The organism is Chitinimonas violaceus, from assembly GCF_052601015.1.
The window spans coordinates 1-26,480 of sequence record NZ_JBQXDJ010000055.1 but is presented as its reverse complement, the minus strand read 5'-3'; the positions used below and the strand labels follow the sequence as shown (position 1 = coordinate 26,480).

The following is a 26,480-nucleotide window of genomic DNA, read 5'->3' as shown; positions in this document are numbered from 1 at the left end:
AGGCTGAAGCATTACCGTGCAGTGGCGTTCCGGTTCGACAAACTGAAACGGAACTATGAAAGCATGGTTGCCATGGCCTGTGGGTTTCTATGGCTACCTATGTGAAACGTCAACAGACCCTAGCCTTTGCGGAAAAACAAAACAGGCGATGAGTTTCATCGCCTGTTTTGTTCGCGGTGCTGAAGGAGCCGAAGGTTCTCTACAGCAGAGCAGGCCTGTGCTTACTTCTGTTTGACGGCTTCAACCTGTACGTTGATCTTCACATCGTCGCCCACGAATGGCACATAAGCCTTCATGCCCCATTCGCTGCGCTTGATGGTGGTGGTGACATCAGCGCCACAGACAAAGTCCTTGCCCATACGCATATCGCACTTCATTGGGACGATATTCAGCTTCACCGGCTTGGTCACGCCGAGCATCGTCAAGGTGCCTTCGGCGGAAATCGGCTTGTCATTGTCAAAACCGAACTTGTCAGCCTTCACGACGGCAGTCGGGAATTCGGCCACATTGAAGAAATCCTTGCCGCGCAGGTGCTCATCGCGCTTTTCATGGCCGCTCTCGATCGAAGCGGTCTTGATCGTGGCTTCCAGCATGCCGGTCTTGGCTGCGCGATCGAGCTCCAGCTTGCCTTGGGTGTCCTTGAACATACCGCGGGTAATGGAGAAACCCAGGTGGTTCACTTCAAAAGACGGATAGGTATGGGTGTCGTCCAGGACGAATTTTTCTGGTGCGGCAAATGCAGCAGCGGACAGGCCAGCGGCGAGCAGGGAGGCAATCAGTTTGACTTGCATGAGGGTTGTTCTCCTGTGGTATTGGTTGAGTGCGTTACAGCTTACTTGGCTTAATTTACTTCGGTATGAACAACTTGAATTTGACTTGTACGGCATCGGCCACGGTGCCGACATCGCTCCACTCACCTTCACCTACTTTCCAGGCAAGGCGCGACAGTGGAAAGCTGCCTTCAAACCATTGACCGGCTGCATCAGGCTTGACGGTGAAGGGTACGCTCAGTGACGCAGTTTTGCCTTTCAGGCCAAATTGGCCAGTAGCCTGGAATTTACCTGCACCAAGCGACTTGAACTGTGTAGCGGTGAACGTGGCCTTGGGGAAAGCGGCGGTATTGAACCATTCCTTCATCTGCATGGCCTGATTGGCATCCGAACTGCCTGCGTCAGCTGCAACCAAGTCTACGGCGATACTGACCTTGCCGGCTTCGGGTTTGTTGGCATCGAACGCCACATCTGCGGCAAATTTCTTGAACTGACCTTCCACCGGAACATTCATTTGCGTAAATGCAAATTTGAGCGAACTCTTGCTCGGGTCGGCCGGTGCAGCATGGGCCAGGCCTGTGCTGGCTAATAAGGCTAGGATCAGAGCGGTTTGACGCATTGCTTACTCCTGGAAAAGCAGGTCATTAGGGCCGGCATTAGAAAAATAACAAGGGTTTGTCATTGCAAGTGCGAAACGGTTCCTATTCGCATGCAATCTAATTTCACAGCATGCGCTTTAGTACATCGTCACGCTGGATAAAGTGATGCTTGAGGGCAGCAGCAGCGTGGCCTACAGCGATAGCGATGAGTACCCATGCGCCTGTTTCGTGCATCTGCTTGATCCTGTCGGCGACTGTATCGTCCTTGTCCATCAGATTGGGCAGCTCGACCAGACCCAGCCATACGACGGGATAGCCTTTGGCTGATGAATACAGCCAACCGCCAAGCGGTACAGCAAACATCAGCACATACAGCGCCAAATGTCCCAGATGTGCGGCAAGGCGTTCCCAGTTGGCCATGCTGGTGGGGAGTGCTGGGGGACGATGGGTAAGCCGCCATAACAGGCGCAGGGCGACAAGCCCCAGCACCGTAATGCCAACCCACTTGTGATAATTGATCAGCTTGAGTTTCTGCATGCTGAAACCTTCCATACCCCCTGTGGTCAAGCCCAGGGCGAAGGCCGAAATAATGGCAAGGGCGGTTAGCCAGTGCAGCACGCGCGCGGGAAGCGTGTATTTGACGGTCATTTTTTATAAGCCTTTCTAATGATTGGAGCCCGGTCCCCGAGCCCGCTTTATGCTTTGGCATTATTCAATGGTGCAGCATGGCAGGATAGCGGAGCTTTTTCATCAGCTCATTCAGAAAATATGAATGAATTTCCAATGAATACAGTAATGAACTGCCGAAGTACAGTGTGTGCTGGCGTAAAATAGTTCATTAAATCAGATGAGCGCTTGAAAGCCGTATACCCATGATTCTTGGCATTGACCTTGGCACCACAAATAGTTTGGCGGCTGTCTGGCAGAATGGCCACGCAGTGATGATCCCCAACGCACTTGGGCAGATGCTTACGCCGTCCGTAGTGGGACTGGATGACCGTGGTGAAGTATTGGTAGGCCAAGCCGCGCGTGAACGTCTGTTGACGCACCCACAGTTCACCGCTTCGGTATTCAAGCGCTATATGGGGTCCAACCGTACCGAACGGCTTGGGGAGCAACGATTCCGCGCGGAAGAGCTGTCCGCCCTGGTGCTGAAGTCGCTCAAGGCGGATGCTGAACGTTTCCTTGGATGTGCGATTGAGGAAGCGGTGATTACCGTGCCGGCTTATTTCAGTGATGCGCAGCGAAAGGCGACCAAGATTGCCGGGCAGCTTGCTGGCCTGAAGGTGGAACGCCTCGTCAATGAGCCCACAGCCGCAGCTTTGGCCTATGGTTTGCACCAGAGCGATCCGGAAAGCCGCTTCCTTGTATTCGACCTCGGTGGCGGTACCTTCGACATTTCCATTCTGGAGCTCTTTGAGGGCGTGATGGAGGTGCGTGCTTCTGCGGGTGACAACTTCCTTGGCGGAGAGGATTTCAGTGAGTGTTTGATCGACGGCTTTGTCGAAAATGTAGGCAAGGCAAAGGGGCTGGTCGACAAACAGGCTGACCCGAATCTGTACCAGGCATTGCGCAAACAGGCGGAACAGGCCAAACGGACGCTGAGCAATGCCAACAGTGCTGTTATGGAAGTGGTTCATAACGGCGAATGGCTGCGTTGGGAGATCTGTGAGGGTGAATTCCTGGCTTTGAGCGAGCCATTGCTCAAACGCCTGCGAGAACCTATCGAGCGTGCTCTGCGTGATGCACGCTTGAAGGCGATTGACCTCGACCAGATTGTGCTGGCGGGTGGGGCGACACGTAAGCCGATCATCCGCAAACTGGTGGCCAAGTTATTCGGTCGTCTGCCAGCCATGAATATCAACCCGGATGAAGTCGTTGCCCAAGGTGCGGCTGTGATGGCGGGTCTGAAGGTGCGTGATGCAGCACTGAATGAAGTAGTCATGACCGATGTCTGTCCCTACACGCTTGGTATCGAAATCAGCGAGCAGACGGGGCCTGGCCGCTTCCAGCCCGGTTATTATCTGCCCATCATCGAACGAAATTCGGTGGTGCCCATATCGCGTGAGCAGTCGGTCAACACGGTCGTCGACAACCAGTTAGCCTTGCATGTTCGTGTCTTTCAGGGCGAGAGCCGTCAGGTAAAAGACAATATCTTCCTTGGTGAAATCACGATTCCCGTACCGCCCAAGCCGGCGGGTCAAACAACGGTATCGGTACGCTTTACCTATGACGTGAATGGTCTTCTGGAAGCGGAGATGACGGTGGAAACCACGGGTGAGAAGCACCGCTTGGTCATTGAAGAAAACCCCGGTGTGCTTACACCTGAGCAAATCGAGGAGAAGCTGCAGGCGTTGGCCAAACTGAAGATTCATCCGCGGGAACTGTTGCCGAACGCGACCCTGCTGGCACGCTTGGACCGTATGTACCAGCAACTGTTGGGTGAAGACCGTCAATGGGTAGCGCAGGCAGGTGCGCAATTTCAGGCGCTGTTGGAACAGCAGGATGAAACCGCGATCGCGAAAGGTCGGGAGGAATTGAAGCGATTGCTGGATGAGGTGGAGGGTGAAGGTTGGCTGTAAATGATATGACGACCGATAAGGACTGTTGGCAAGTTCTGGGGATTGCGCCCACGTCTGATGAGCGTGAAGTGAAGCGCACATACGCCAAGCTATTGAAAGCGAACCGACCGGAAGACGATGCTGAGGCTTTTCAAGCGCTGCGTACGGCATTTGAGGCGGCGATGTGGGCTGCCGATGAGTTAAGCCAACAGCCTGCGCCTACGGTGGAGACGAGTGGGCCGCCAGTGGCTGAACATAGTGATTCGGTACTGGAAGCGAAGTTGCGGCCCTATATCGAAACGCTGGCACGCTTGAATGAGCATGGCACCTGCGAGGAAACGATGCAGGCCTTGGCTGCTACGCTGAAGGAGTTGGATCTGCCGAATGCCAGACAACACGATCCACAGCTATGGCGAATGTTCGAAAACGGCATGCTTTGGGTCTGTTGCGATATTGCAGCCAATCACGACGAATTTCTGCGCGCAGCGATCCATCTCTTTGGTTGGATCGAGCCAGGCAACTGGTTGGGGGAGGCCGACCCGCGTACGGTGGAGTGGCTGCGCTTGCGGTTACGTGAGGCGGAGGCTTTGGCTGTCGTTGACCAGTTGCTCGACCAGCTTGAGTCAGGCAGCGAGGCAACCGCTACTGCCAAGCTTGCTGAAATGATCGATGACGATATGCTGGTAAATGTAGATGTGCGTCATCTTTTCGAGGCTGAACTCATGGTGGGTTTGTCCGATATCGAGCCGCTGCCCGTGGTATTCAGCCGTCAAGCGGCGGCGCTGTTCGGCTGGCATCGGGATCATCGACATTTGGAGGAATACCACCCTGAAGCTTGGACGCTGTTTCAGCGAAAGTTACTTGCGGTTTGATGCATAGGTGTAGGAACACGTAGAGTTATATAAGGCTGTGGTAGTGCATCAGCAGTAAGTAATGGCTTATATGTTGGCTTTGCAGCTTCCCGCCATCTAATCTTGCTGCAATCGAAAGCGAGCGGGTTTGAGGATATTTCAATGAAAGTGGCGTTCTGGAAAACAGATTGGTTTGTCGGTCTGGCGGTGGTGGTGGTGTTTGCGGTGACTGGCCTGACGACCAATCTACTGGCTGCTTTGGAACGTAAAGCCTACGACAGCGGGCTGAGTGTGACCGAACGGCATCCGAGCGATCGGATCGCCATCATCGCGATCGACCAGGCCAGCATCGACAATATCGGGCGCTGGCCTTGGTCCCGTGATGTCCATGCCCAGCTGCTCGATAAGCTCGCTGCAGGCAAACCTAAGCTTATCGTCAGCTCTGTTCTGTTTACGGAGCCCCAGGAAGATAAGGGGACGGTTTACATCAAGCAGTTGCTGAAGCTTTATCGTGAACAACAGGCTGTTCAGCCCAGTGAGGTTAATGTCGGTGGAGAAAGTGAGTCTGCGACCGCTACCGCACCATCGGGGGGCGACCGTTTTGGTGCATTACTCGAAGAGGCTGCCGCCAAGCTCGATTTTGACAGCCAACTGGCCTCCAGCATTGGGCATGCCGGGAATGTTCTATTGCCCATGTTGTTGGATCCGGGCGAGCCAAAAGGTAATCCAGACGGTGAAACGCCTGCCTATGTGCAGCGTAATGAGGTGAGCGGCGGCGGCGACCCAAGCGGTGGGTTGCCTGTGCCCAGCATACGCATGGTGGCGCCGATTGCTGCCATCGGCAGCAAAGCGGCTGGGATTGCCCATTTGACCGGTCTGCCTGATATCGCGGATGGCGTGGTACGGGTCGAGCCGCTGGTCATGCGCTATTACGACAAGCTTTATCCGTCGCTGGCGTTACTGACTGTCGCCAAGAGTCTGAATCTGCCACCTCAGCAGGTCGTTACCCAGTTCGGTCACGCGGTGCAGCTGGGTGGGTTGACGCTGCGTACCGACCCAAATTCGGCTTTGCTAACTTATTTCTATCCAGACCAAGGCAGCCAACCTGCCTTTACGACGGATTCCTTCTTTGATGTGCAGTCCGGCAAAGTGCCTGCGAGCAAGTTCCAGGACAAGATCGTATTGATAGGCACCACAGCGTCAGGGCTGGGTACGACGTTTGTTACCCCGCGCGGCGTGGGCATGTCGCCGGTTAATTTGCTGGCGCACAACGTTTCCAGCATTCTGCAACAGCATTATTTCACGGCCCCCAATTGGGCATATTGGCTCAAACTATTGCTGTGTGCGGTGGTGGCGGCATATTTGATGCTTGTTCTGCCCCGTCTTAAGGCTGGGCCGGCTGCGTTTCTTACCGGCAGTTTGTTCGTATTACTGGTGGTTACCCATTTTGTTCTGATGTCGACACAGATGATCTGGTTGGAATTGATGACGCCGGCTGCATTGCTGTTGTTTGGCCATCTGGTGCTGACGACCAAGCGCTTCCTGTTGACGGAGCGTGGCAAGGAGCAGTCCGAACTTGGTGCTGCGGAATCGAATCGTATGTTGGGGTTGGCATTCCAGAGCCAAGGGCAGCTTGATATGGCTTTTGACAAGTTCCGCAAGGTGCCGATGGATGAGTCGATGCTGGATACGTTGTACAACCTGGCGCTGGACTTTGAGCGCAAGCGGCAGTTCAACAAGGCTGAAATCGTTTATCGCTACATGGCGGATTTCAATCCCAATTTCAAGGATCTGGAACAGAAGCTCAACCGTGCGAAGCAGTTGGCCGAAACCGTGGTGCTGGGGGGCGGTGGCGGCGGTGGCAATGCGAGCACCCTGATCCTTGCGGATGGTGCTGTTGAAAAGCCCATGCTCGGTCGTTACCAGGTGGAGAAAGAGCTGGGCAAGGGCGCAATGGGAATTGTGTATTTGGGTAAGGACCCCAAGATCGGCCGTGTTGTGGCGATCAAGACATTGGCTTTAAGCCAGGAGTTTGAAGCTGATGAGTTGGAGGATGCCCGTAAACGTTTCTTCCGGGAGGCGGAAACTGCGGGACGGCTTAATCACCCGAACATCGTGACGATTTATGATGCGGGCGAAGAGCATGATTTGGCTTATATCGCGATGGAGTTCCTCAAAGGCAAGGATTTGGCCCCGCACACCAAGGTCGGCCAACTGTTGCCGATTCCTGAGGTGATGAACATCATCATCCAGACGGCAGAGGCGTTGGATTATGCCCACAGGCAGAATGTGGTGCATCGTGATATCAAGCCGGCCAATATCATGTACGAGGCCGGTACCCACGTGGTAAAGGTTACGGATTTCGGCATCGCACGGATTACGGATTCCAGCAAGACGCGTACGGGGATGGTTCTCGGTACGCCAAGCTATATGTCACCCGAGCAGTTGTCGGGTAAAAAGATCGATGGTCGTTCCGACCTGTTCAGCCTGGGGGTAATGTTGTACCAAATGAGTGTGGGGGTGCTGCCGTTTGTAGGGGAATCGATGGCGGAATTGATGTTCCGAATCGCCAATGAATCCTACCGTAGTCCTAAGGAATTGAATCCCAACCTGCCCGATTGTCTGGTTGACGTGATTGATCAGGCAATGAAGAAGAACGTGGATGAGCGTTTTCAAACTGGGCAGGTATTTGCCGATGCACTGAAGCAGTGTGCGGCAACGTGTAAAGAGAATCGCCAATGACACAACTTGCCAACGCGCTTGAGATGGTTGGGCTTACCGACCCAGGTATGGTGCGAGGCCATAATGAAGATGCAATTGATTTCGACCCGACTACAGGATTGGTGATTCTGGCTGACGGTATGGGTGGTTATAACGCTGGCGAAGTGGCCAGCGGTATCGCCACGACGCTGCTATCGCAAGGTGTGAAGGCTGCCATTGAAGTCGTCCCACCCTATCTGACGGAGGCAATGAGCCAAAAGCCCGCAGCCCATCGCATCCTGCGGTTGGAAATCGAAAAAGCAAACCTGGCTATCTTTCAGACTGCGCAACGCCAGGCACAGTGCGCCGGTATGGGTACTACCCTGGTGACAGGGTTGTTTTTTGATAATCGGGTAACTGTGGCGCATGTAGGGGATTCGCGCCTATATCGCCTGCGTGATGGTCTGTTGCAGACATTGACCCGTGATCATTCCCTGTTGCAAGAGCAGCTGGACAATGGCGTCATCACTAGGGAACAGGCCAAGCAGTCGCAGAATAAGAATCTGGTGACACGCGCTGTTGGCATCGATCCGCAGCTGGATCCGGAGTTGAATGATTACGATGTGGCGCTGGGTGATCTATATCTGTTCTGTTCCGATGGGCTTAATGACATGGTCGATGATGAGGAAATCGCCAAGGTGTTGAATAATTTGAACACCGATTTGCCCAAGGCGGCAGAACAACTCATACAAATGGCGAACGATAACGGAGGACGCGATAACGTCTCTGTCATTCTGGTTCGCGTTAATCGCAAATTTCCCGCAGCGCGCGGCTTGGGGGCCCGTCTGATGGGCTGGCTTGGTCGCTGAAGTGGTTTAAAAGGAAACACCGATGGCTAAATTAGTACTTAGTCTTGATGGCGTGACATTGCGTGAGGTCAAGCTCGAGCGCGATACGTTGCGTATTGGACGCAAGCCGCATAACGATCTGCAGATCGATAACCTTGCCGTGTCTGGCGAGCACGCCCGGTTGAGCATTATCGGCCAGGATCTGTTCATCGACGATCTCGACAGCACCAACGGCACGATGGTCAATGGCAAGCCCATACAGCGGCAGTTATTGCAGGATAATGATGTCGTCGAGATCGGAAAGTATCGGCTCAAATATCAGAGTGAAGGCGGCGTAAAGTCCAGCAGGCCGCCTCAGGATGATCTCGATAGAACCATGGTCATCCGTCCTGGTGACCTGAGACCAATGCCTCCCGCAGGGCAACAAGCATCGGCTGCGGCGGATACGGTCATGGAGTTGCCGACACCAGCCCCGGCTCCTGTACCCACACCCACCGCTGCAGTGCCTCCCCCTGTCAGCAATGGCGCTGCTGTGCCGGAACCACATGCCACGGCTGTACCAGTTTCAGATGCGTCACGACCAGCTGCCATCAAGGTATTGTCGGGTGCAAATGCAGGTAAGTCGCTTGATCTGACCAAGAACCTGACGTCACTGGGCAAACCTGGTGTGCAGGTTGCCATCATTACCCGCCGGCATACCGCGTATTTCCTTACCCATGTTGAAGGTGGTAGCAGGCCCTTGGTTAACGGCCGACAAATCGGGGTGCAGGCGGAAGCGTTAAAGAACCACGATGTGATTGAACTTGCGGGAATCAGGATGGAGTTCTTCTACAAGTAAACCAGAATGAAAACGCTCCGTAGATATTGGCTGCAATTACTGCTGAGTGCATTGGTACTGGGATTCTTCCTGGGCTATGCCGACCAGTTATGGCGGCCAAGGGCTATCGAGCAGATCGATCTCTGGCTTTACGATGCGCGGCTGGTCAAAACCATGCCGGGCGGGGTCGACCCGCGGGTGGTGGTGGTCGATCTTGATGAGAAGAGCCTTGCGGAAATGGGCCGCTGGCCTTGGCCACGTAATCTGGTTGCCCAGCTGGTTGACAAGCTCACACAGGAATATAAAGCGGCGGCTGTCGGCTTCGATATTGTTTTTGCAGAGAAGGACGACAGTTCCGGTTTGCCGGTGTTAAAGCAATTGGCGGGGACGACTTTCAAGGATGACCCCGCATTCCAGTCGCAGTTCAGTATCTTGGCAAAACAACTGGATTACGATGGGCATTTGGCAGACAGTTTGCGTGACCGGACGGTGGTCCTGGGGTATTACTTCAGTTTTGAAGCCAATGGGAATCGTTCTGGCGTATTGCCCAAGCCAGTCTTGCAGGCCGGTGTTTTCAAAGGCCGTAGTGTTGCTGCGATAGAGGCGCCGGGTTATGGCGCCAATCTGCCCGTATTGATGAGCAGCGCTACGGCATCCGGGCACTTCAATCCACTGACCGATGTTGATGGCGTAACCCGCCGTGTCGCCATGTTGGTCGAACACGATGGGCGTTATTACGAGTCGCTATCTCTGGCGATGGTAAGGACTTACCTTAATTTTCCGCCAATCGAGCCTATCTACGGCGCCTCGCCGCTTAAGTCTTATCAACCACTGGAATGGCTGAAGGTTGGTCCTGTAAATGTCCCGGTGGACGAGCATATTCGTGCTCTGGTGCCTTATCGGGGTGGGGCGCGTAGTTTTACGTATCTGTCCGCTAGCGATGTGATCAAGGGCAGGGTTAATCGGGAGGTTTTGGCGGGGCGCATGGTGTTGATCGGTACGACAGCACCGGGGCTATTGGACTTGCGAGTTGCCCCTGTTAGCGCGGTCTACCCCGGTGTTGAAGTACACGCCAATATGATTGCCGGCATGATGGACAATGGTCTGCCCGGCCAGCCCGATTATCTGCGTGCAGCAGAGATACTTCTGATTATCGTCTGCGGCGGCTTGTTGCTATTCGCACTGCTCAGGCTCAGTCCTTTGATGGGGACAATGGCGACGGTGGTATTGCTGCTGGCTGTGATACTCGGCAATTTCGCGCTGTGGCAACGGGCTCATCTGGCACTGCCGTTGGCTGCCACCTTGTTGTCCATCGTGTTGCTATATGCGATTTCAATGGCGTGTGGTTATTTCTTTGAATCGCGCAATAAGAAACAGATGGCCAATCTGTTTGGGCAGTATGTACCGCCAGAACTGGTTGCAAAGATGAGCGAGCAACCGGAAAAGTATTCTATGGAGGGGCAAAGCCGTGAGCTGACGGTACTGTTTTCCGATGTGCGAGGTTTCACTACGATTTCAGAAAGCATGGAGCCAAAGGAGTTGGCGCGCTTTATGAACGAATTCCTTACTTCGCTTTCGGAAGTGATTCGTACCCAATATCTAGGTACCATCGACAAATATATGGGGGACTGTGTGATGGCGTTCTGGGGAGCGCCAATCCATGATCCTTATCACGCACGTAATGCGGTATTGGCTGGTTTGGCCATGCAGCGGGCTATTCGGGGGCTGGCCCCCAGTATGAAGGAGCGTGGTTGGCCGCTTATCGAAATTGGTGTTGGTATTAATACAGGCCGAATGACGGTGGGTGATATGGGTTCTCAAATCCGTAAAGCCTATACAGTAATGGGGGATGCTGTGAATTTGGCCTCCCGCCTGGAAAGCATTACCAAGCGTTACGGTGTCGGCATATTGGTTGGAGAAGCGACGCGGGTTGCGGCTGGTGATACGTTGGTATTCAGGGAGCTTGACCGGGTAAAGGTCAAGGGTAAGGATGAACCTGTAACAGTCTATGAACCACTGGGGTTGGCAAACGAGATAGATAAAACGTTAGTCAGTGAGATTCAGTTGTTTCATCAGGTTTTGAAGCTTTATCGGAGCCGGAATTGGGACATGGCTGAGTTGCAGTTATTGAATCTGCAAAAACAGCATCCTGATAGTGTGCTGTATGCGCTTTACCTCGAACGTATCGCGCATTTTCGTCAATTTGTGCCGCCCGAGGACTGGGATGGCGTATATGAATTTGATAGCAAGTAAGTGATGTCCCGTCGCCGCAGTGCTGTACGCGAGACGGGGTAGGGGACAGAACATGCGGCTAAAGGTGCTGGGTTGCAGCGGAGGCATAGGCGGCGGCCAGCGCACGACTTCCTTTCTGGTCGGGCGGCATACCCTCATCGATGCAGGTACCGGCTTGGGAGATCTTTCTGTCGCTGAACTGGTGCAGATCGACCATTTGTTCCTCACCCACTCCCACCTTGACCATATCGCGATGTTGCCACTGTTGGTCGATACCGTCGGCGCCATGCGCAGCAAGCCGTTGATGGTGTATGCCAGTACGCTTACCTTGGATATCTTGAGTGAGCATATTTTCAACTGGAAAGTCTGGCCTGACTTTCGAGTCATTCCCAATGCAATGGCACCGTTCATTCGTTTTGTGCCATTCGAGCTTGGCGATGTTGTTCAAGCAGAAAACAATCTGACGATTACAGCCTTGCCTGCAGTGCATACGGTTCCTGCAGTTGGTTATCAGCTAGATTCAGGTCGTGCCAGCATCGTATTTACTGGCGATACAACGGTGAATGACGCCTTCTGGCCTATTATCAATAGTATCGGCAATTTGAAGGCGCTGATTATTGAAACGGCTTTCTGTAACCATGAGCGCGCGCTCGCCGAAGCCTCATGCCACCTATGCCCGGATATGCTGGTCAGTGAGTTGCAGAAACTGACGATACTGGCTGAGATATATATCACTCATCTGAAGCCCGGCGAAATTGAGCTGACTATGCAGGAAATAACCGAGCTTGCTACTACTTTCCGGCCCAAGATGCTCAAGAACGGCCAAGTCCTGGAGTTCTGACAAAACATGACGCATGCCAACAAATCCTCGGCACCTGAATTAAGTATTGAACTGCAGTTCAGGCAAGATTTGCAGGCAGTCACCAATAAGATCCACGCTACTAGCCATGTGGACGAGATCATGTTGGAGGTAAGTCAGGATATCTGCGACCTTTGCAATGCAGATCGGCTGACTATCTATGTCGTCGACGCGGAACGCAAGACCATTGTCTCCAAAGTAAAGACAGGGCTGAATTCCGCCCAGGATATCAAGCTGCCGGTAAATGAGCACAGTATTGCCGGGTATGTTGCCTTGAGTAAAAAGCTGGTCAATATCAAGGATGTCTATGACTCGGCCGAATTGCAGCAGTTGAGTCCACAACTTCATTTTTTGCAGGAGGTTGATAACCGAACCGGTTATCGCACCAAGCAAATGATGGTGGCGCCGGTGGTAGACGAGAAGTCCTGCGAGCTATTGGGTGTGGTGCAACTGATAAATAATCGCGCTGGGCGACCTTTTCCACCGCTGGTAGAAAAGGGTGTGACAGAGCTGTGCCACACCTTGGCAATCGCACTTCGCCAACGGCAGGTTGGCAGCCCTGTACTGGGGCGTGGCAAGTACGACGCATTGGTGGGTGAGGGGGTATTGTCGTCGGCAGAGTTGGAGCAAGCCATCAAGACGGCGCGGGAGCAAGGCACGGAGATTGAAGACGTGCTATTCAACGATTACCGCGTCACTCCCGCTCAGCTGGGTGCCGCCCTTGGTCGGTATTTTGGCGTGGATTACGAGCCATTCAAATCTGAGCGTGTTCGTCCGTTGGATCTGTTCCGCACTCTGAAGCGGGAGTTTGCAGAGTCCAGTATGTGGCTACCGTTGGAGGAGCTAAAGGACGGAATTCTTGTACTGACGCTTGACCCAGAAAAAGCCCGCAGTAATGGCCTTGTCAGCCAGGTTTATCCCGGGAAGAAGTTAATCTATCGCGTCTGCGGCCAACGGGAATTTCGCCAGTCACTAGATCTTTTTTTCGGCGCCGGGCGTGACTTTGACAGCAGCAGTATCGGCGACTTGCTGTCGGGAATGGCTGACGATGACGACGAAGAGTCCGGCGTAAGTGCTGAAGCATTGTCTATGGCTCAGGACAATGAAGTAGTCAAGCTGGTGAACAAGATCATCATTGATGCTTACCATCAAGGTGCTTCGGACATCCATATCGAACCCTTCCCTGGTAAAAGCAAAACTGAGATCCGTTTCCGTAAGGATGGTTCTCTTACTAACTATATCGAAGTGCCCGCCGGGTACCGCGACCCGATCGTTACTCGCCTGAAGATCATGTGCGACCTGGATATCTCAGAGCGACGCAAACCACAGGACGGCAAAATCAAGTTCAAGAAGTTCGGCCCTCTGGATATTGAATTACGCGTGGCAACTGTGCCAACTGCGGGTGGAATGGAGGATGTGGTGATGCGCATCCTGGCGTCGGGTGAGCCGATGCCGCTCGATAAGATGGGATTCAGTAAACATAACGAAGCCACCCTCAAGCAGGTTATATCAAAGCCCTATGGTCTATTCTTTGTGTGTGGGCCCACGGGGTCGGGTAAAACCACCACTTTGCACTCCGTGCTGAAGTATCTCAATACCACGGAGACCAAGATCTGGACGGCGGAAGATCCAGTGGAGATTACCCAGAAGGGGTTGCGGCAAGTACAAATGAATCCCAAGGCAGGGCTGACATTCGCAACAGCGATGAAAGCATTCCTTCGTGCTGACCCTGATGTGATCATGGTTGGCGAAATGCGGGACAAGGAGACAACGTCGACTGGCATTGAGGCATCGCTTACGGGGCATCTGGTACTGGCCACTTTACATACCAACTCTGCACCTGAATCGATTATCCGTTTGCTAGATATGGGGATGGACCCGTTTAATTTTTCTGATGCGCTGCTGGGCATCTTGGCGCAGCGCTTAGCCAAGCGGCTTTGCAAGTGTAAGCAGCCTTATCAGCCAGATGATGACGAAATTGGTCTGATTCTGACGGAGTACGCTGAAGAGCTGAGTCATTCATCCCGCTGGGTGCAGAATCCAACTGCTGCGCAGCAGGCATTGTTGGATGAATGGCGGCGAGAATACGCAGATAAGTCGGGTAGGTTTACATTGTACAAGCCGGTTGGGTGCGAGGCTTGTAACCAAAGTGGTTATAAAGGTCGGCTTGGTCTGCATGAATTGTTGGTTGGTACAGATGCAATCAAAAAGAAGATCCAAGAGCATGCAAGAGTAGCGGAGCTCTTGGTTGTGGCGCTGGAGGAAGGTATGCGGACTCTCAAGCAGGATGGCATTGAGAAGGTACTGCAAGGCGCTACCGATCTTCATCAGGTGCGCGCAGTGTGTATCAAATAGTAATCATGTAGTCAGGCAGCCTTGGCTGCGGGATGAGGTCAAGTCTATGCAGAGCGCTGACGAACTCATGGTGCACCTCGATAGGCTGAATGCGATCGGAATTGCCCTATCCAGCGAAAAAGACATTAACTGTCTTGTCGAGCACATCTTGATAGCAGCGAAAGACTTGGTCAAAGCCGATGCAGGTACTTTGTATCTGTTGAAAGACAACAAGCTGCATTTTGAATTTGTACGTACTTCCTCATTGGGTATCGCGCTAGGCGGTAGTACCGGCAAGAAACCCCCAATTCCCCCTATCTCACTACATCGTCCCGATGGTTCATCTGATTTCAGTACAGTCGTGGGCTATGCAGCCTTGACTGGTCATACCATCAATATTCCAGATGCCTATCAAGCCCAGGGCTATGATTTTTCAGGTACCAAGCACTTTGATGCGGTAAATGGTTATCTCTCGAAGTCTTTTCTTACGGTACCGATGCGTAACCATGAAAACGAGATCATCGGAGTTCTACAGCTTATTAATGCGTTGGGCGATGATGGAGCAATATGTCCCTTCACGATTGCCGATCAACGCTTAGTCGAATCTTTAGCATCGCAAGCCGCTATAGCACTGACGAATAGGCAGTTAATTAATCAACTTGAAGCATTGTTTGAGGCGTTGATTAAATTAATTAATGCGGCTATTGATGATAAAAGCCCTTATACAAGCGGCCACTGCGAGCGGGTGCCAGTATTAACAATGATGTTGGCTGAAGCAGTTGATCGTGTTGACTGGGGACCATTCAAATCATTCAAGATGACGGAGAAAGACCGGTACGAACTGAAAATTGCTGGTTTATTGCATGATTGCGGTAAAATTACCACGCCAGTTCATGTGGTTGATAAATCCACCAAGCTCGAAACGATATTTGACCGGATTAAATTGATCGATACCCGCTTCGAAGTATTGAAACGCGATGCGGAGATCGCCTTCCTTCGTGGGGAACAGACTGAAACAGCCTATCAGGAAGCTTTAGCTCAGTACGATAGAGACCGAGTTTTCTTGCGACAGATGAATCTAGGTAGTGAATTTATGTCCCCTGAACGGCAGGAAAGAGTAAGGCAAATTGCCGCTTATCGCTGGACTGACGAAAATGGTCACTCTGTTCCCTTTATCAGCGATGAGGAGTTGGAAAATCTCTGCGTATCTCGCGGTACGTTGACAGCTGCCGAACGAAAAATTATTAACCACCACATTGATGTAACGATTAGTTTGTTAGAGGCATTGCCATGGCCTAAGCACTTAGCCAATGTGCCTGAATACGCGGGTGGTCATCATGAACGTATGGATGGCAAGGGGTACCCGAGAGGGTTGACGCAGGAGCAAATGAGCGCTCAGGCTCGTATGATGGGGATTGCTGACATCTTTGAGGCACTGACTGCGCGAGATAGGCCCTACAAACCAGGTAAGACGCTGAGCGAGTCCCTGACTATCCTGGCGCGCATGACGCATGATCAACATGTTGATGCTTGTCTCTTTGAGATATTCATCCGCGAAAAGGTCTATTTGGAGTACGCCAAGGCTTTTCTGGAGCCCGCCCAGATAGATGCTGTGGATGAGGATGAGTTGCTGTCTTTGGCAGCTTCAAATGGCTAAATATTTAGCAGGACTTGCCTAGAATGTGTAGCGCTAACTGTCACTTGTTAGGAAGTATCAACATGCTGAATAGGGTGTGCTTATGATGTCTTCACCGCGGACAACGGGCTTTACACTGATCGAACTAATGATCGTTATTGCAATCCTTGGCATCCTCGCTGCGATTGCTATCCCACAGTTTGCTGAGTACCAGAAGAAGGCAAATGATAAGGCAGCATTATCAGATGCGAGAAACGCCCTAGTTAATTTCCAGGCGCATGGACCACAAAGTTGATGGCATACTCCTTGCTATCAGTTGACCTGAGTTGCCAGATGTAAAATTTGTTGTATTAACCAACCGCTAGGAGTTCTCACATGAAAAAGCTTCAAAAGGGTTTCACTTTGATTGAACTGATGATCGTGGTTGCCATTATTGGTATTTTGGCTGCTATTGCTATCCCTCAGTTCTCTGAATACCAGAAGAAGGGCCAAGATAAAGCTGCTCAATCTGACGCAAAAAATGCATTGACAGCATTTGTTGCTTCTAATGCTTCCCAGCAATAATTAGTAGCTTTATCTCTAGCCTTACTTCTAATTAGGAGATTCGAAATGGATATGAAAAAGACAACTGAAGTTGTGGTAATGGGTTCTATGCTGGCTTTGACTCTAGCTGCACCGTTAAACGCACATGCCGCTGAAACAAAAATTGCAGCTACAACAAAAGCAAAGACCGAGACTGTTGGTACTGGTACATATGTATTAGAGCCATTTACGCTGAACATTTCAGCTAATGTAGCTATGAGTTATGACTCCGATGCAACTAGGGTGGCTGTTACTACTGCTAATGAGAAGGGTATGCACACCTTTGGCGGTACTAGTAATGGTGGCTCGGTTAGGCAGTGTGAATCCAGCAGCCTTTCTGCTCCAAAACCGTCGACACCTAAATTGGATACTGGTTGCTAAATCATAGCGGTCGTCGATGTCTGCATGTGATTGAGCTTAAGTGTTCATAGCTTGCTAATTTAGGTTGTCATGTGTAGTACACGATTGAGTAAAGATTAAGCCAGTTTGACTGATTGTGGTTGTTACGTTTTGGTTGTGTGTATCAATCACAATTGGTCAGTTCGGTAGTGTTTTAGAATGCTGTGCTCAGTATATCTGCGTTGTGGGCTTTATAATTCCGAATGGGATAGAAACTATTAACGGAATTTATAACATTTATCTATTTAAAAACTAACTTTACCACGTTGGGTGGCTAAAATGGACATGAAGAAAACAACAGAAGTTGTGGTAATGGGTTCTATGCTGGCTTTGACTCTAGCTGCACCGTTAAACGCACATGCCGCTGAAACAAAAATTTCGTCTACAACAAAAGCAAAGACCGAGACTGTTGGTACTGGTACATATGTATTAGAGCCATTTACGCTGAACATTTCAGCTAATGTAGCAATGTCTTATGACACCGATGCAACCAGGGTGGCAGTTACTACAGCTAATGAGAAAGGTATGCATACCTTTGGTGGTACTAGTGCGGGTGGTTCTGTAAGGCAATGTGAATCAAGTAGTATTTCTTCTCCAAAGCCATCAACACCTAAGTTAGCTAGTGGTTGTTAATGTATTAGATGTCTTTCATTTTATTGTTGGTAATGCCGTTACCATCTGAGATGATAGCTAAACTAATTGAGTAATTGGGTCATTTTGTGGGGACTGCTTTCTTAATATTATTCTAGAAAGCTTTGGCTTTAGTTTTTGCATGTAGTGCTAAAAAAGTAGATGATTATAAAGAGTCCAGGTCGATGGACTCTTTTTTTATGGCGCTATAAATAGCGTACTGTGAAGAATAGGTTCTCCTATTGAAGCATTTGTGGCATATTGTGAAAAGTCCTTTCTAAATGCTAATGTATATATATGTATACTCATTTCTTTTCAACTTGGCTGGCTGGGGTCCGTAGTCGTAGTTTACGCGTTGTTGGTGGTGTTGCGATATGTCTTGTGTTACTAGCTTACTTGGCTGGCACCTTTTCAGGACGTCATCCGCAAACTGTAGCTTTGGATGTTGGTATTTCTGGTGTGCGTCTTACTATGGCCATGTTGGCACTGTTTTGGACGCAAGAACTCGTGGCTCATGAGCTTACTAAGCGAACTGTTCTTTTCTCCTTGAGTTACCCCTCTCCAAGATGGACTTATTTAATAGGCCGTTATTTGGGAATAGTGGCGCTTCTATTAGTAAGTGTACTATTGCTAGGAGGTGCAATTTATGGAATGGTTGCTATTAGCGGGGTGGGGTATCGACAGGTATTTAATGTTCATTTTGGTGGTGACTTCGTTTTTGTCTGCTTAGGTATTGGATTGGATGCGATGGTTATATCAGCATTCAGTTTGTTGCTGTCTACATTGGCAACAAGTAGCTTACTGCCACTCGTTGCAGGCGTTGGTTTTACTTTCATAGCACGAGGTTATGGAACAGTACTGGCGTTAGTACAAGATCCTAATGGTGGCTATGCGGATCAAGCGTCTTTCTATATGCCTATTTTAGAATTCTTTGGGTATATAGTGCCAAATTTGGGTGCTCTCGACTTTCGTGACAGTATACTGTATTCGGTGCCATTAAGTAGCCAGAGTTGGATTGGAATTGTCCACGCGAGTATGTATGTGATAGTACTATTGGTTATCGCGCTGCAGATATTTGAGCGCAGAGAGTTTAATTGATCAGTTGGTTCATTGTTGCTGATTTCTCTAGAGAGATTAATTGAGGTTGGAGTATGGCTAAAGAGTCTTTGCAAGAGGGTTTTCGGCTGCATCAGGAAAAAGACTGGTCAGCGGCAGAGAAGGTTTATCGTGACATATTAGCTGCAGAGCCTGAGAATATTGAGGCGGCACAGTTATTGGGAACTCTTTTGCTCCAACGTACCCGCTCAGCAGATGCGTTGGAATATCTTCAGAGGGTCTTGCATGCTCAACCAGAACACGAAATTGCTAGAGGTAATTTTGCACTAGCATTATTCAACTTAAAACGTTTTGCTGATGCCGATCTTGAATATAAGAGGCTATTAGAGATCTCCCCGGATAATTGGATTTATTATTGTCAGAGAGCAGCTTGTGCGGAGGCTATGCGCAAACCTGAAGACATGATCTCCCATTTACGTAGTGCTTTATATTGGAACCCGCTTACACCAAATGCAACAGCTTCTATTGTTACTTGCTTAACAAATTTGGGATATTTTGCTTCTGCTGCTGCTGCTGCAGAGAAATGGCGTCAGTTACCTGGTCAAGATAAATTAGGACGCAGGCTATTAATATTAGCTCTGGCGTCTGGAAGGCTTTTTGAGGCAGCGAACGCTCTGATTGAACCTGCTGATGAGCAATCATATGGGTATTGGCATATACTTGCCTATGCTCAGCATTTGCAAGGAAAATTGGTAGATGAATTGCAGAGTTATCGTAAAGCTTTGCTTTTGGAGCCAAATCATACTACTTCTAAATTAAATTTGGGTTTGACTTTATTATCTCTTGGCCAATTTGAGGAAGGTTGGTCTGCGTTTGACTCTCGGTTTGGTCCTGGAGGGCCATTAACTAATGATGTACTACATATACCTGAATGGGATGGGCGGAGGTTGAATGGAGAGGCTGTTTATGTACATAGTGAACAAGGATTAGGTGATGTAATTCAATTTATGCGTTTTTTCAGAAGAATTGAATCGTATGGGGGGCGTGTAATTTTCTCTAGCTATCCTGATGTTATTCAGTTACTGAAAACGCAACATGGCGCAGAGACGCGAAAAGATATTGAACAGCTAGATCTAGAATATCAGTGGCAAATTCCCTTACTCAGTTTGGGGAAGGTTTTTATCCAAAATGTAAATGATATTACTTTTGAACCTTATATGGCGGCGCACCCGGAGCGGATGTCGAAGTGGTGTGATCGGCTGTCAAATTTAGATGGTTTTAGGGTGGGTCTTGTCTGGGCTGGTAGCCCTGCTCATGGAAATGACTTAAATAGATCTTCTACATTGAGTGAATTTATACCTCTTGGTGAAGTGCCTTCAACTTGTTTTGTAAGCTTGCAGAAAGGTCCCTGCGCAGACCAGGCAATGTCCCCGCCCCTAGGCTTTTCTATTGTAAATTTATCTGATGAAATAACTGATTTTGCCGATACTGCAGCCATATTGGAGCATATTGATCTCTTAATTTGTGTCGATACTTCGGTTGCACATCTTGCTGGTGCTTTGGGTAAAGCTGTTTGGGTACTCTTGCCATATGATGCAGATTGGCGATGGATGAGGGACGTAGAAAGTACCCCTTGGTATCCCAGTATGCGTTTATTTCGACAAAGAGAATGCGATAAAGGTTGGTCAGAAGTTATTTGTAGAATAAAAGAGGCGCTAGCAATATTAGTTCGCAATAAGCTCGCTGGGAAAGATCTCTTACAATGGGATGCTTATGATAAGTGGCAAGAAGCAGATTATTCAGGTGCAATATGTAGCTTAATTAATCAGCACTATAATGTTCCTTTGGTATGGTTGGAAGATGCTTCTCGTCTTAATGAGCATACAATTAATAAAATTCACGGAGTACGACAAACTCAGCCACTGGCATGTGCGTATCTAGAAGCGGCATTAGGGAGATATAACGTTGCTTGTCGAATTTTAGACGAGGTAAAAATTGATTCGGCTAGTATGCCTCCTTTACTTATAAAAAGAGTGGAGTGGACTTGGTTACACGAAGATTATGAAGTTGTGTTAGAACTTGCAGAGCAGGGTATTGCAACTTACCCTACTTTGGTAGAGTTTAAATACTGGCGTGGGCAAGTACGGCGTATGCAGAAAAATTGGGCCGGTGCAGCAGAAGATTATCAGGAAGTACTGAAAATATATTCACGTTGGGCAAATCCTCTAGTTAATCTTGGAATATGTTTGAATAAAGCCGGTCAGCATGAGCAGGCATTGCAAGTGATAGAGAAAGCAGTATTCTGTAACCCTTTGCACGAAAAGGCGTGGCTACATTTAGGTGCGATGCTCGACGAGCTTGGCCATCTAAAAGTTAGTCGCTGGGTGCTGGAGCGTGCAGTTAGCCTATTCCCGATGTCTGCACTACTGCATAGTAAGCGTAGCGATATACGCTGGAGGTGTAGTGAGGGGGAAAAAGCAAGCGAGGATATGGATAAGGTATTGGAGCTTGATCCGAATTGGCCTCAGATTACGCGTCATAAAGCGATTTCTTTAGCTATGCGTGATAATTGGAAAGAGGCGGAGAAGCTATTTTTGCTTGCAATTCAAGAAGACCAAGAAGATAACATCAGCATGATGTGGTTGGCTCAGTATTATTTTAGGGTTAGTAGATGGAGCGAAGGGTGGAAATACTGGGAAAGTAGGCTGATTGGGGATACTGCTGATAGTGCTGTTAATGTTATTCCCGCGCTTAAGCAATATTCACGTTGGGATGGGGGAATGCTGGGGAGCAGAAAACTATTAGTACTGTGTGAGCAGGGGTATGGTGATACGTTAAACTTTATTCATCTACTTGACCGTATTGATGGTCAGGTTATCTTGGTGCTTCAGGATGGTCTATTGCCACTCTTTGATAATCTAGATATGAAATATGTGGTGTGTACTCGAAGCCAAGCCCGGATAAGTCTGCCTCAGTGTGATGCCTACATTGAACTAATGAGTCTGCCATATATATTAGATCTTGGGGCTTCTGTTGGTCGAGGTGTTGCTGAAGTAATTCAGCCGAGGATAAAAAAAGGGCATTCTGCACTTTCAATATTAGAGAAGTTGAATAATTTAAGGGTGGGCATTGTTTGGTCTGGTAACCCAAATCATCGTGATACGCATAGGCGAGATTGTTCATTTGAGGCAATAGCGAATCTATTAGATATACCCAACATAGATTGGTGTAACTTGCAGAAAGATGAAGCATCTAATCAAGTATTGTTCGTCCCAGGGGCTGCTGAAAAGTTACATAATATTGCACCCTTGTTAGTTAATTGGGAGGATACTGCAAACGCACTCAGCCAAATTGATCTTGTGATTACTGTTGATACTGCATTGGCCCATCTTGCTGCCGCAATGGGACGACCAGTTTGGCTTCTCCTATCTAAGAACTGTGACTGGCGTTGGCAAGATATGGGAGATCATACATTTTGGTATTCTTCAATGCGTTTGTTTAGGCAAGATCAATTAAACAATTGGCAAGAAGTAATAGAAAGAGTTGCGAAAGCTTTACATCTTATTGCTGGTCCACGTGTGGTGGAGTGAACTGATGATGAAGCGCGGAGACATATATAGAGTAGTGATTATCGTAATATCTTGGTTGGTATTCGCTACTACTGTTATGTGGTTTACACGTAATCCTCAGCCGAGGCGAGAGGCTGAAATGTCAGTTGCTATTCCTGCTTTAGTTCAATTGGGCTTTGCATGTGGAGATCGCTATCTTTCGGCTAACATTGGCGTATTTCGTGCACTTACTGTTGGTACTCATGATCTGGAGGCTAATACATACGAAACCTTAGCACAGGTCCAGGTTACAGCTGCACAAATGAACCCTCGTCATGAGGATAATTATTATACTGCAGCGGCAATTCTTGCATGGAATAGACAAGTTGATGCTGCCCAAACCGTGCTTAACTATGCTACGAATGCCCGAGATAAGGATGCGCTTCCTCCTTTTTTTCGTGGATTTAATAAGTATTATTTTTATCGAGATTTTATTGGTGGTGCACGTGATTTGACTTTAGCCGCAGAACGATCTGTTGGTGGTAATAGCTCGAGTCTCCGTAGTATTGCGGCCCGTTGGTTTGAGCGCGGCTATGAACCTGCGCAGGCGAGGAATGTAATAGCTTCAATGGCCCGCAGCAGTAATGATCCAAGAGTCGTAAGTTTGCTTACAGCACGAGCTGCGCGCTTAGATGGTTTAGTGGTTCTTCAAGCAGCAGCAAAGCAGTATCAACGCGAATTTGGGCATCCTCCAGATAAACTGGTTCAATTGGTAGAGAAAAAAATCATTTCTAATATACCAACTGATCCTTTAGGTGATGGTTATGTTTTAGATTCCAATGGGGTACCACAGATTGCAATGCAATTATCTCCAAAAACTAAGTGAAGTGCATGATGAGTCAAGCTATTTTCTTGGAAAATATAGAAAAATATTATCGTAATAGTCGTTTTAAATCTAGCCAAGTATTACATGGTATTTCATTCTCAGTTGCAGAGGGTGAGGCCTTTGGTTTTATTGGTCAAAATGGAGCCGGTAAGAGTTCTACAATCAAAATATTAGTTGGTGTAAGCAAGCCTTCTGCGGGTTTGGCGCAGTTGCATGGACTTTCGGTTGATGACTTTAGAGCACGTCAAGGATTAGCGTATGTGCCAGAGAACCCGTCCTTATACGACTACCTTACACCGCTAGAAATATTGGAAATGGGTGTCCATATGCATCGTGTGGTTGTACCTGACGTTCGTAAGCATTGTCTGGAGTGGCTATCCCGTTTTCGTATTGATCATGTAGCAACTAAACGAATTAGGCAGTTCTCAAAAGGAATGGTCCAACGAACGGCTTTGGCGCATGCTTTGGCATGCAAGCCCCGTCTTTTAATATTGGATGAGCCACTGTCAGGATTGGATCCGGTAGGACGTAAGGAAACGGTAGATTGTTTGCAAGAGTACCATCGTACTGGCGGGACACTATTTTTTTCCTCACATGTATTACATGATGTTGAACGTTTGGCTGACAAATATGCTTTAATCCATCAAGGGGTATTACGTACGGTGCAGTCTAGGGAGGCCCTTTTAGGTATGAACGGCCGCTTAGCTATACGTACTTATGGAGAGGCATTTGTTGAGGGGATGAGCCGGCAGAGCGGTAATGATTGGTATGGTGAGGTTGAGCCGAATGCTCTATGGCCCTTCTTAAATATGCTCCAACAAGCAGGGCATCAAGTTATCGAGGTTAAGTCCTTATTTTCCCTGGAACAAGTATTTCTTCAATATATTCAGGCTAGCTAGTCTCTTGATTTAAAGGAAATTAACGTGAGTGCCAAACTACTATTAGATGGAAATTTTCGTAGAGTACGGGAATGCAGACACGGTGTAATGGGGTACTTTGTTAATGACCAATATGTTGGTAAGTCACTTGATTTGTATGGAGAGTTCTCGGAATCAGAGGTCTCACTATTTAGAGAAATTGTGTATGCAGGAGATGTGGTTGTTGAAGTTGGTGCAAATATTGGTACTCACACACTATTTTTTGCGGAGACTGTAGGAAACCTAGGCCGTGTTTTAGCTTTTGAACCCCAACGACGTGTTTATCAAATGCTTTGTGCAAATCTTGCATTGAATGAACAGTTTAATGTAGATGCTTATCAGTGTGGCCTCAGCTATGAGCCTAGTATTATGCGAGTACCTAACTATCTGCTTGAGGGGGAGGTGAATATTGGTGGAGTTTCTTTATTAGAGGGAAAGGCTGAGGCTGGCTATGAGGAGGTCACTGTTCGAACTCTTGATAGCTTTAATCTGCAGCGTTTAGATTTCTTAAAGATTGACGTAGAGGGTATGGAATATTCTGTATTGCAAGGGGCGCGCGAAACAATTGGTAGATGTAGACCAATACTCTATGTTGAGAATGATCGAATTCAGAAATCTGAGGCATTACTAGGTCTTATATTTGAATTAGGTTATGCAGCATGGTGGCATTTGCCATTAATGTTTAATGATAAGAATTATGCAGATAATGTAACTAATGTTTTCGGAAATACAGTTTCTGTGAATGTATTCTGTATACCGGCAGAATTATCTGCTCAGGTGAATAATTTTGTGCCGGTGTTGTCTGCACAAGACAATTGGATGAGGCCGGGTATACCAGTAAGTGTTGTGTACTAGACCTGTTTTATGCAGTGTGACTGTATTTAGTTTCTGTCATTGTACTGCTTGTTTATATGTTGTTTATGTCTAGGGTTATCTTGGGATAGGTTCTCTGGCTAACGCTGAATTCCTTAAAGCTGTATCTTAGATTGAAGGCGTGTTAGGAAATGCTAGATAGCCTGTTCTGTCAAATTTGTGATGGGGATTGCTCTTGGTTAGATGTGGTTGATTTTAACAAATCATGTGTTGAGCCATCTGGCAAATTTCTTCGGTTTTCAGGGGTAGCTATCTATTATGCACGATGTGATACTTGTGGCTTTTGTTTTGCACCGGAGATTGCGAAATGGGGATTAAGAGAGTTTGAGGAAAAAATATACAATGATGAGTATGTCGTTGTGGATCCAGGTTGTCTAGATTCGAGACCGAGGGAAAATGCAAAAGATATTATCTCTTTCATAAGAAATGAAGGGTCTATTAATCATTTGGACTATGGTGGTGGTAATGGCCTACTTTCTAGATTACTAAGAGATGCTGGTTGGAGGTCAACATCGTTTGACCCTTTTTTTGATAAAAATGTAGGCTTGGATCAATTGGGGAGATTTAATCTTATTACTGCATTTGAAGTTTTTGAGCATGTTCCAAATGTTCGAGATTTGATGTCGGACTTAACATCGCTAATTTCTTCTGATGGAATCATTTTTTTTGCGACACTATTGTCGGATGGAAATATCGTTCCTAACCAAAGGCTGAGCTGGTGGTATGCCTCTCCGCGTAATGGGCATATCAGCTTGTTTTCCAGGGAAAGCCTTAGGAGGCTCGCAGAGAAAAATGGGTTTAATTTCCTTAGCTTTTCAGAGGGTTTTCATGCTTATTATAGGGAAGTGCCCAGCTGGGCTAAGCATATTATAACTGTTAAGTAAGTGGAAGTCTTTCCGTATTATTTAATATAATAATGGCTGCATTTATATTTAGTTAACTGTATTTTAAAGAGAAGCGAATAGTGCTTGTATGGCGGTATCAATCTTTATTGAATGCTTGATTGCTGATTCAAGCAATTAAATACTCTGGCATCAAGGTCAGTAAATCATATTTACTGCCTCACATTTCATTAGTATAAAATCATTCTATGATTGTTTTACTTTTATATGCAAAAAGTTTGTAACACACCACAGGCAAACTATACCCACTTCGCAGGCTGATATAGCTAAGCGAGTGGCTCCAGTCCGGTCGAGCCCGATGTGCCGGGCACCAAATTTTCGCCCTCGTGCTCTGTACGGGGGCGATTGCTTTGTGTGCGCCCAGCATGGGCGCACTCCTGCGGGTGGAAGTCCCGCCGTAAGTTGATCACAGCGAACGAAGTGAAGCGCAACTGCGTGAGGGCGACCGAGCGTGGGAAGGAAGCGTGGATCGTAAACCGC

22 protein-coding genes and 2 pseudogenes are annotated in these 26,480 nt (G+C 48.6%); 20 read left to right on the top strand and 4 right to left on the bottom strand.

Annotation, left to right across the window (positions count from 1 at the left end; genetic code table 11):
* Positions 1-105: pseudogene (locus tag ACUHMQ_RS16105) on the top strand (IS5/IS1182 family transposase); the annotation flags it as partial.
* A gap of 116 nt (positions 106-221) precedes the next feature.
* Here the strand turns inward: ACUHMQ_RS16105 and ACUHMQ_RS16100 are convergent.
* The 3 genes from ACUHMQ_RS16100 to ACUHMQ_RS16090 form a co-directional block, all read right to left on the bottom strand.
* Positions 222-791, bottom strand: coding sequence for a YceI family protein (locus ACUHMQ_RS16100; RefSeq protein ID WP_445296483.1), 570 nt, complete (start codon positions 789-791; stop codon positions 222-224).
* Positions 792-846: 55 nt separating this feature from the next.
* Positions 847-1,389, bottom strand: coding sequence for a YceI family protein (locus tag ACUHMQ_RS16095; protein ID WP_445296482.1), 543 nt, complete (start codon positions 1,387-1,389; stop codon positions 847-849).
* Between the two features lie 103 nt (positions 1,390-1,492).
* Positions 1,493-2,017, bottom strand: coding sequence for a cytochrome b (locus ACUHMQ_RS16090; protein ID WP_445296481.1), 525 nt, complete (start codon positions 2,015-2,017; stop codon positions 1,493-1,495).
* 224 nt (positions 2,018-2,241) lie between these two features.
* Between ACUHMQ_RS16090 and ACUHMQ_RS16085 the strand changes: the two genes are divergently transcribed.
* The 19 genes and pseudogenes from ACUHMQ_RS16085 to ACUHMQ_RS15995 all read left to right on the top strand — a co-directional run bounded on the left by ACUHMQ_RS16085 (position 2,242) and on the right by ACUHMQ_RS15995 (position 25,982).
* A complete protein-coding gene (locus tag ACUHMQ_RS16085; RefSeq protein ID WP_445296480.1) occupies positions 2,242-3,951 on the top strand; it encodes an Hsp70 family protein in 1,710 nt (569 codons plus the stop codon).
* The gene (locus tag ACUHMQ_RS16080; protein WP_445296479.1) at positions 3,942-4,802 is read left to right on the top strand and encodes a J domain-containing protein; all 861 of its coding nucleotides are present in this window, start codon (positions 3,942-3,944) and stop codon (positions 4,800-4,802) included. Before ACUHMQ_RS16085 ends, ACUHMQ_RS16080 begins: the two co-directional genes overlap by 10 nt.
* Before the next feature lie 141 nt (positions 4,803-4,943).
* Positions 4,944-7,523: a CHASE2 domain-containing serine/threonine-protein kinase gene (locus ACUHMQ_RS16075; RefSeq protein WP_445296478.1), complete on the top strand. Its 2,580-nt coding sequence runs from the start codon at positions 4,944-4,946 to the stop codon at positions 7,521-7,523.
* Entirely contained in the window at positions 7,520-8,350 is an 831-nt protein-coding gene (locus ACUHMQ_RS16070) for a Stp1/IreP family PP2C-type Ser/Thr phosphatase (RefSeq protein WP_445296477.1), read from the top strand. Before ACUHMQ_RS16075 ends, ACUHMQ_RS16070 begins: the two co-directional genes overlap by 4 nt.
* Before the next feature lie 22 nt (positions 8,351-8,372).
* Positions 8,373-9,167 carry an FHA domain-containing protein gene (locus ACUHMQ_RS16065; protein ID WP_445296476.1) on the top strand — a complete coding sequence of 265 codons (795 nt, stop codon included), beginning with the start codon at positions 8,373-8,375 and terminating at the stop codon, positions 9,165-9,167.
* A gap of 6 nt (positions 9,168-9,173) precedes the next feature.
* Complete coding sequence (locus ACUHMQ_RS16060) at positions 9,174-11,399, top strand: CHASE2 domain-containing protein (RefSeq protein ID WP_445296475.1); 2,226 nt, start codon at positions 9,174-9,176, stop codon at positions 11,397-11,399.
* A 52-nt stretch (positions 11,400-11,451) separates the two neighbouring features.
* Positions 11,452-12,219: an MBL fold metallo-hydrolase gene (locus ACUHMQ_RS16055; RefSeq protein ID WP_445296474.1), complete on the top strand. Its 768-nt coding sequence runs from the start codon at positions 11,452-11,454 to the stop codon at positions 12,217-12,219.
* A 6-nt stretch (positions 12,220-12,225) separates the two neighbouring features.
* Positions 12,226-14,592, top strand: coding sequence for a GspE/PulE family protein (locus tag ACUHMQ_RS16050; RefSeq protein WP_445296473.1), 2,367 nt, complete (start codon positions 12,226-12,228; stop codon positions 14,590-14,592).
* A 46-nt stretch (positions 14,593-14,638) separates the two neighbouring features.
* Entirely contained in the window at positions 14,639-16,228 is a 1,590-nt protein-coding gene (locus ACUHMQ_RS16045; RefSeq protein ID WP_445296472.1) for an HD domain-containing phosphohydrolase, read from the top strand.
* Between the two features lie 82 nt (positions 16,229-16,310).
* Positions 16,311-16,502, top strand: coding sequence for a type IV pilin protein (locus tag ACUHMQ_RS16040; protein WP_445296471.1), 192 nt, complete (start codon positions 16,311-16,313; stop codon positions 16,500-16,502).
* An 80-nt stretch (positions 16,503-16,582) separates the two neighbouring features.
* Positions 16,583-16,670: pseudogene (locus tag ACUHMQ_RS16035) on the top strand (prepilin-type N-terminal cleavage/methylation domain-containing protein); the annotation flags it as partial.
* Between the two features lie 146 nt (positions 16,671-16,816).
* Positions 16,817-17,170, top strand: a complete 354-nt coding sequence (locus ACUHMQ_RS16030) for a hypothetical protein (protein ID WP_445296470.1) — start codon at positions 16,817-16,819, stop codon at positions 17,168-17,170.
* 297 nt (positions 17,171-17,467) lie between these two features.
* Positions 17,468-17,821, top strand: a complete 354-nt coding sequence (locus ACUHMQ_RS16025) for a hypothetical protein (RefSeq protein ID WP_445296469.1) — start codon at positions 17,468-17,470, stop codon at positions 17,819-17,821.
* Between the two features lie 294 nt (positions 17,822-18,115).
* Positions 18,116-18,916, top strand: coding sequence for an ABC transporter permease subunit (locus ACUHMQ_RS16020; protein ID WP_445296468.1), 801 nt, complete (start codon positions 18,116-18,118; stop codon positions 18,914-18,916).
* Between the two features lie 53 nt (positions 18,917-18,969).
* Positions 18,970-22,464, top strand: a complete 3,495-nt coding sequence (locus tag ACUHMQ_RS16015) for a tetratricopeptide repeat protein (RefSeq protein WP_445296467.1) — start codon at positions 18,970-18,972, stop codon at positions 22,462-22,464.
* Between the two features lie 4 nt (positions 22,465-22,468).
* Entirely contained in the window at positions 22,469-23,308 is an 840-nt protein-coding gene (locus ACUHMQ_RS16010; RefSeq protein WP_445296466.1) for a hypothetical protein, read from the top strand.
* A 5-nt stretch (positions 23,309-23,313) separates the two neighbouring features.
* Complete coding sequence (locus ACUHMQ_RS16005) at positions 23,314-24,207, top strand: ABC transporter ATP-binding protein (RefSeq protein WP_445296465.1); 894 nt, start codon at positions 23,314-23,316, stop codon at positions 24,205-24,207.
* Between the two features lie 24 nt (positions 24,208-24,231).
* On the top strand, positions 24,232-25,080 hold the full coding sequence (locus ACUHMQ_RS16000; RefSeq protein ID WP_445296464.1) for an FkbM family methyltransferase: 849 nt from the start codon (positions 24,232-24,234) through the stop codon (positions 25,078-25,080).
* Between the two features lie 149 nt (positions 25,081-25,229).
* Positions 25,230-25,982 (top strand): class I SAM-dependent methyltransferase, encoded by a 753-nt coding sequence (locus ACUHMQ_RS15995; RefSeq protein ID WP_445296463.1) that lies wholly within the window; start codon positions 25,230-25,232, stop codon positions 25,980-25,982.
* A gap of 284 nt (positions 25,983-26,266) precedes the next feature.
* Here ACUHMQ_RS15995 and ACUHMQ_RS15990 read toward each other — a convergent pair.
* Positions 26,267-26,480 (bottom strand): hypothetical protein (locus ACUHMQ_RS15990; protein ID WP_445296462.1); only part of this gene is annotated, 214 nt, incomplete at its 5' end.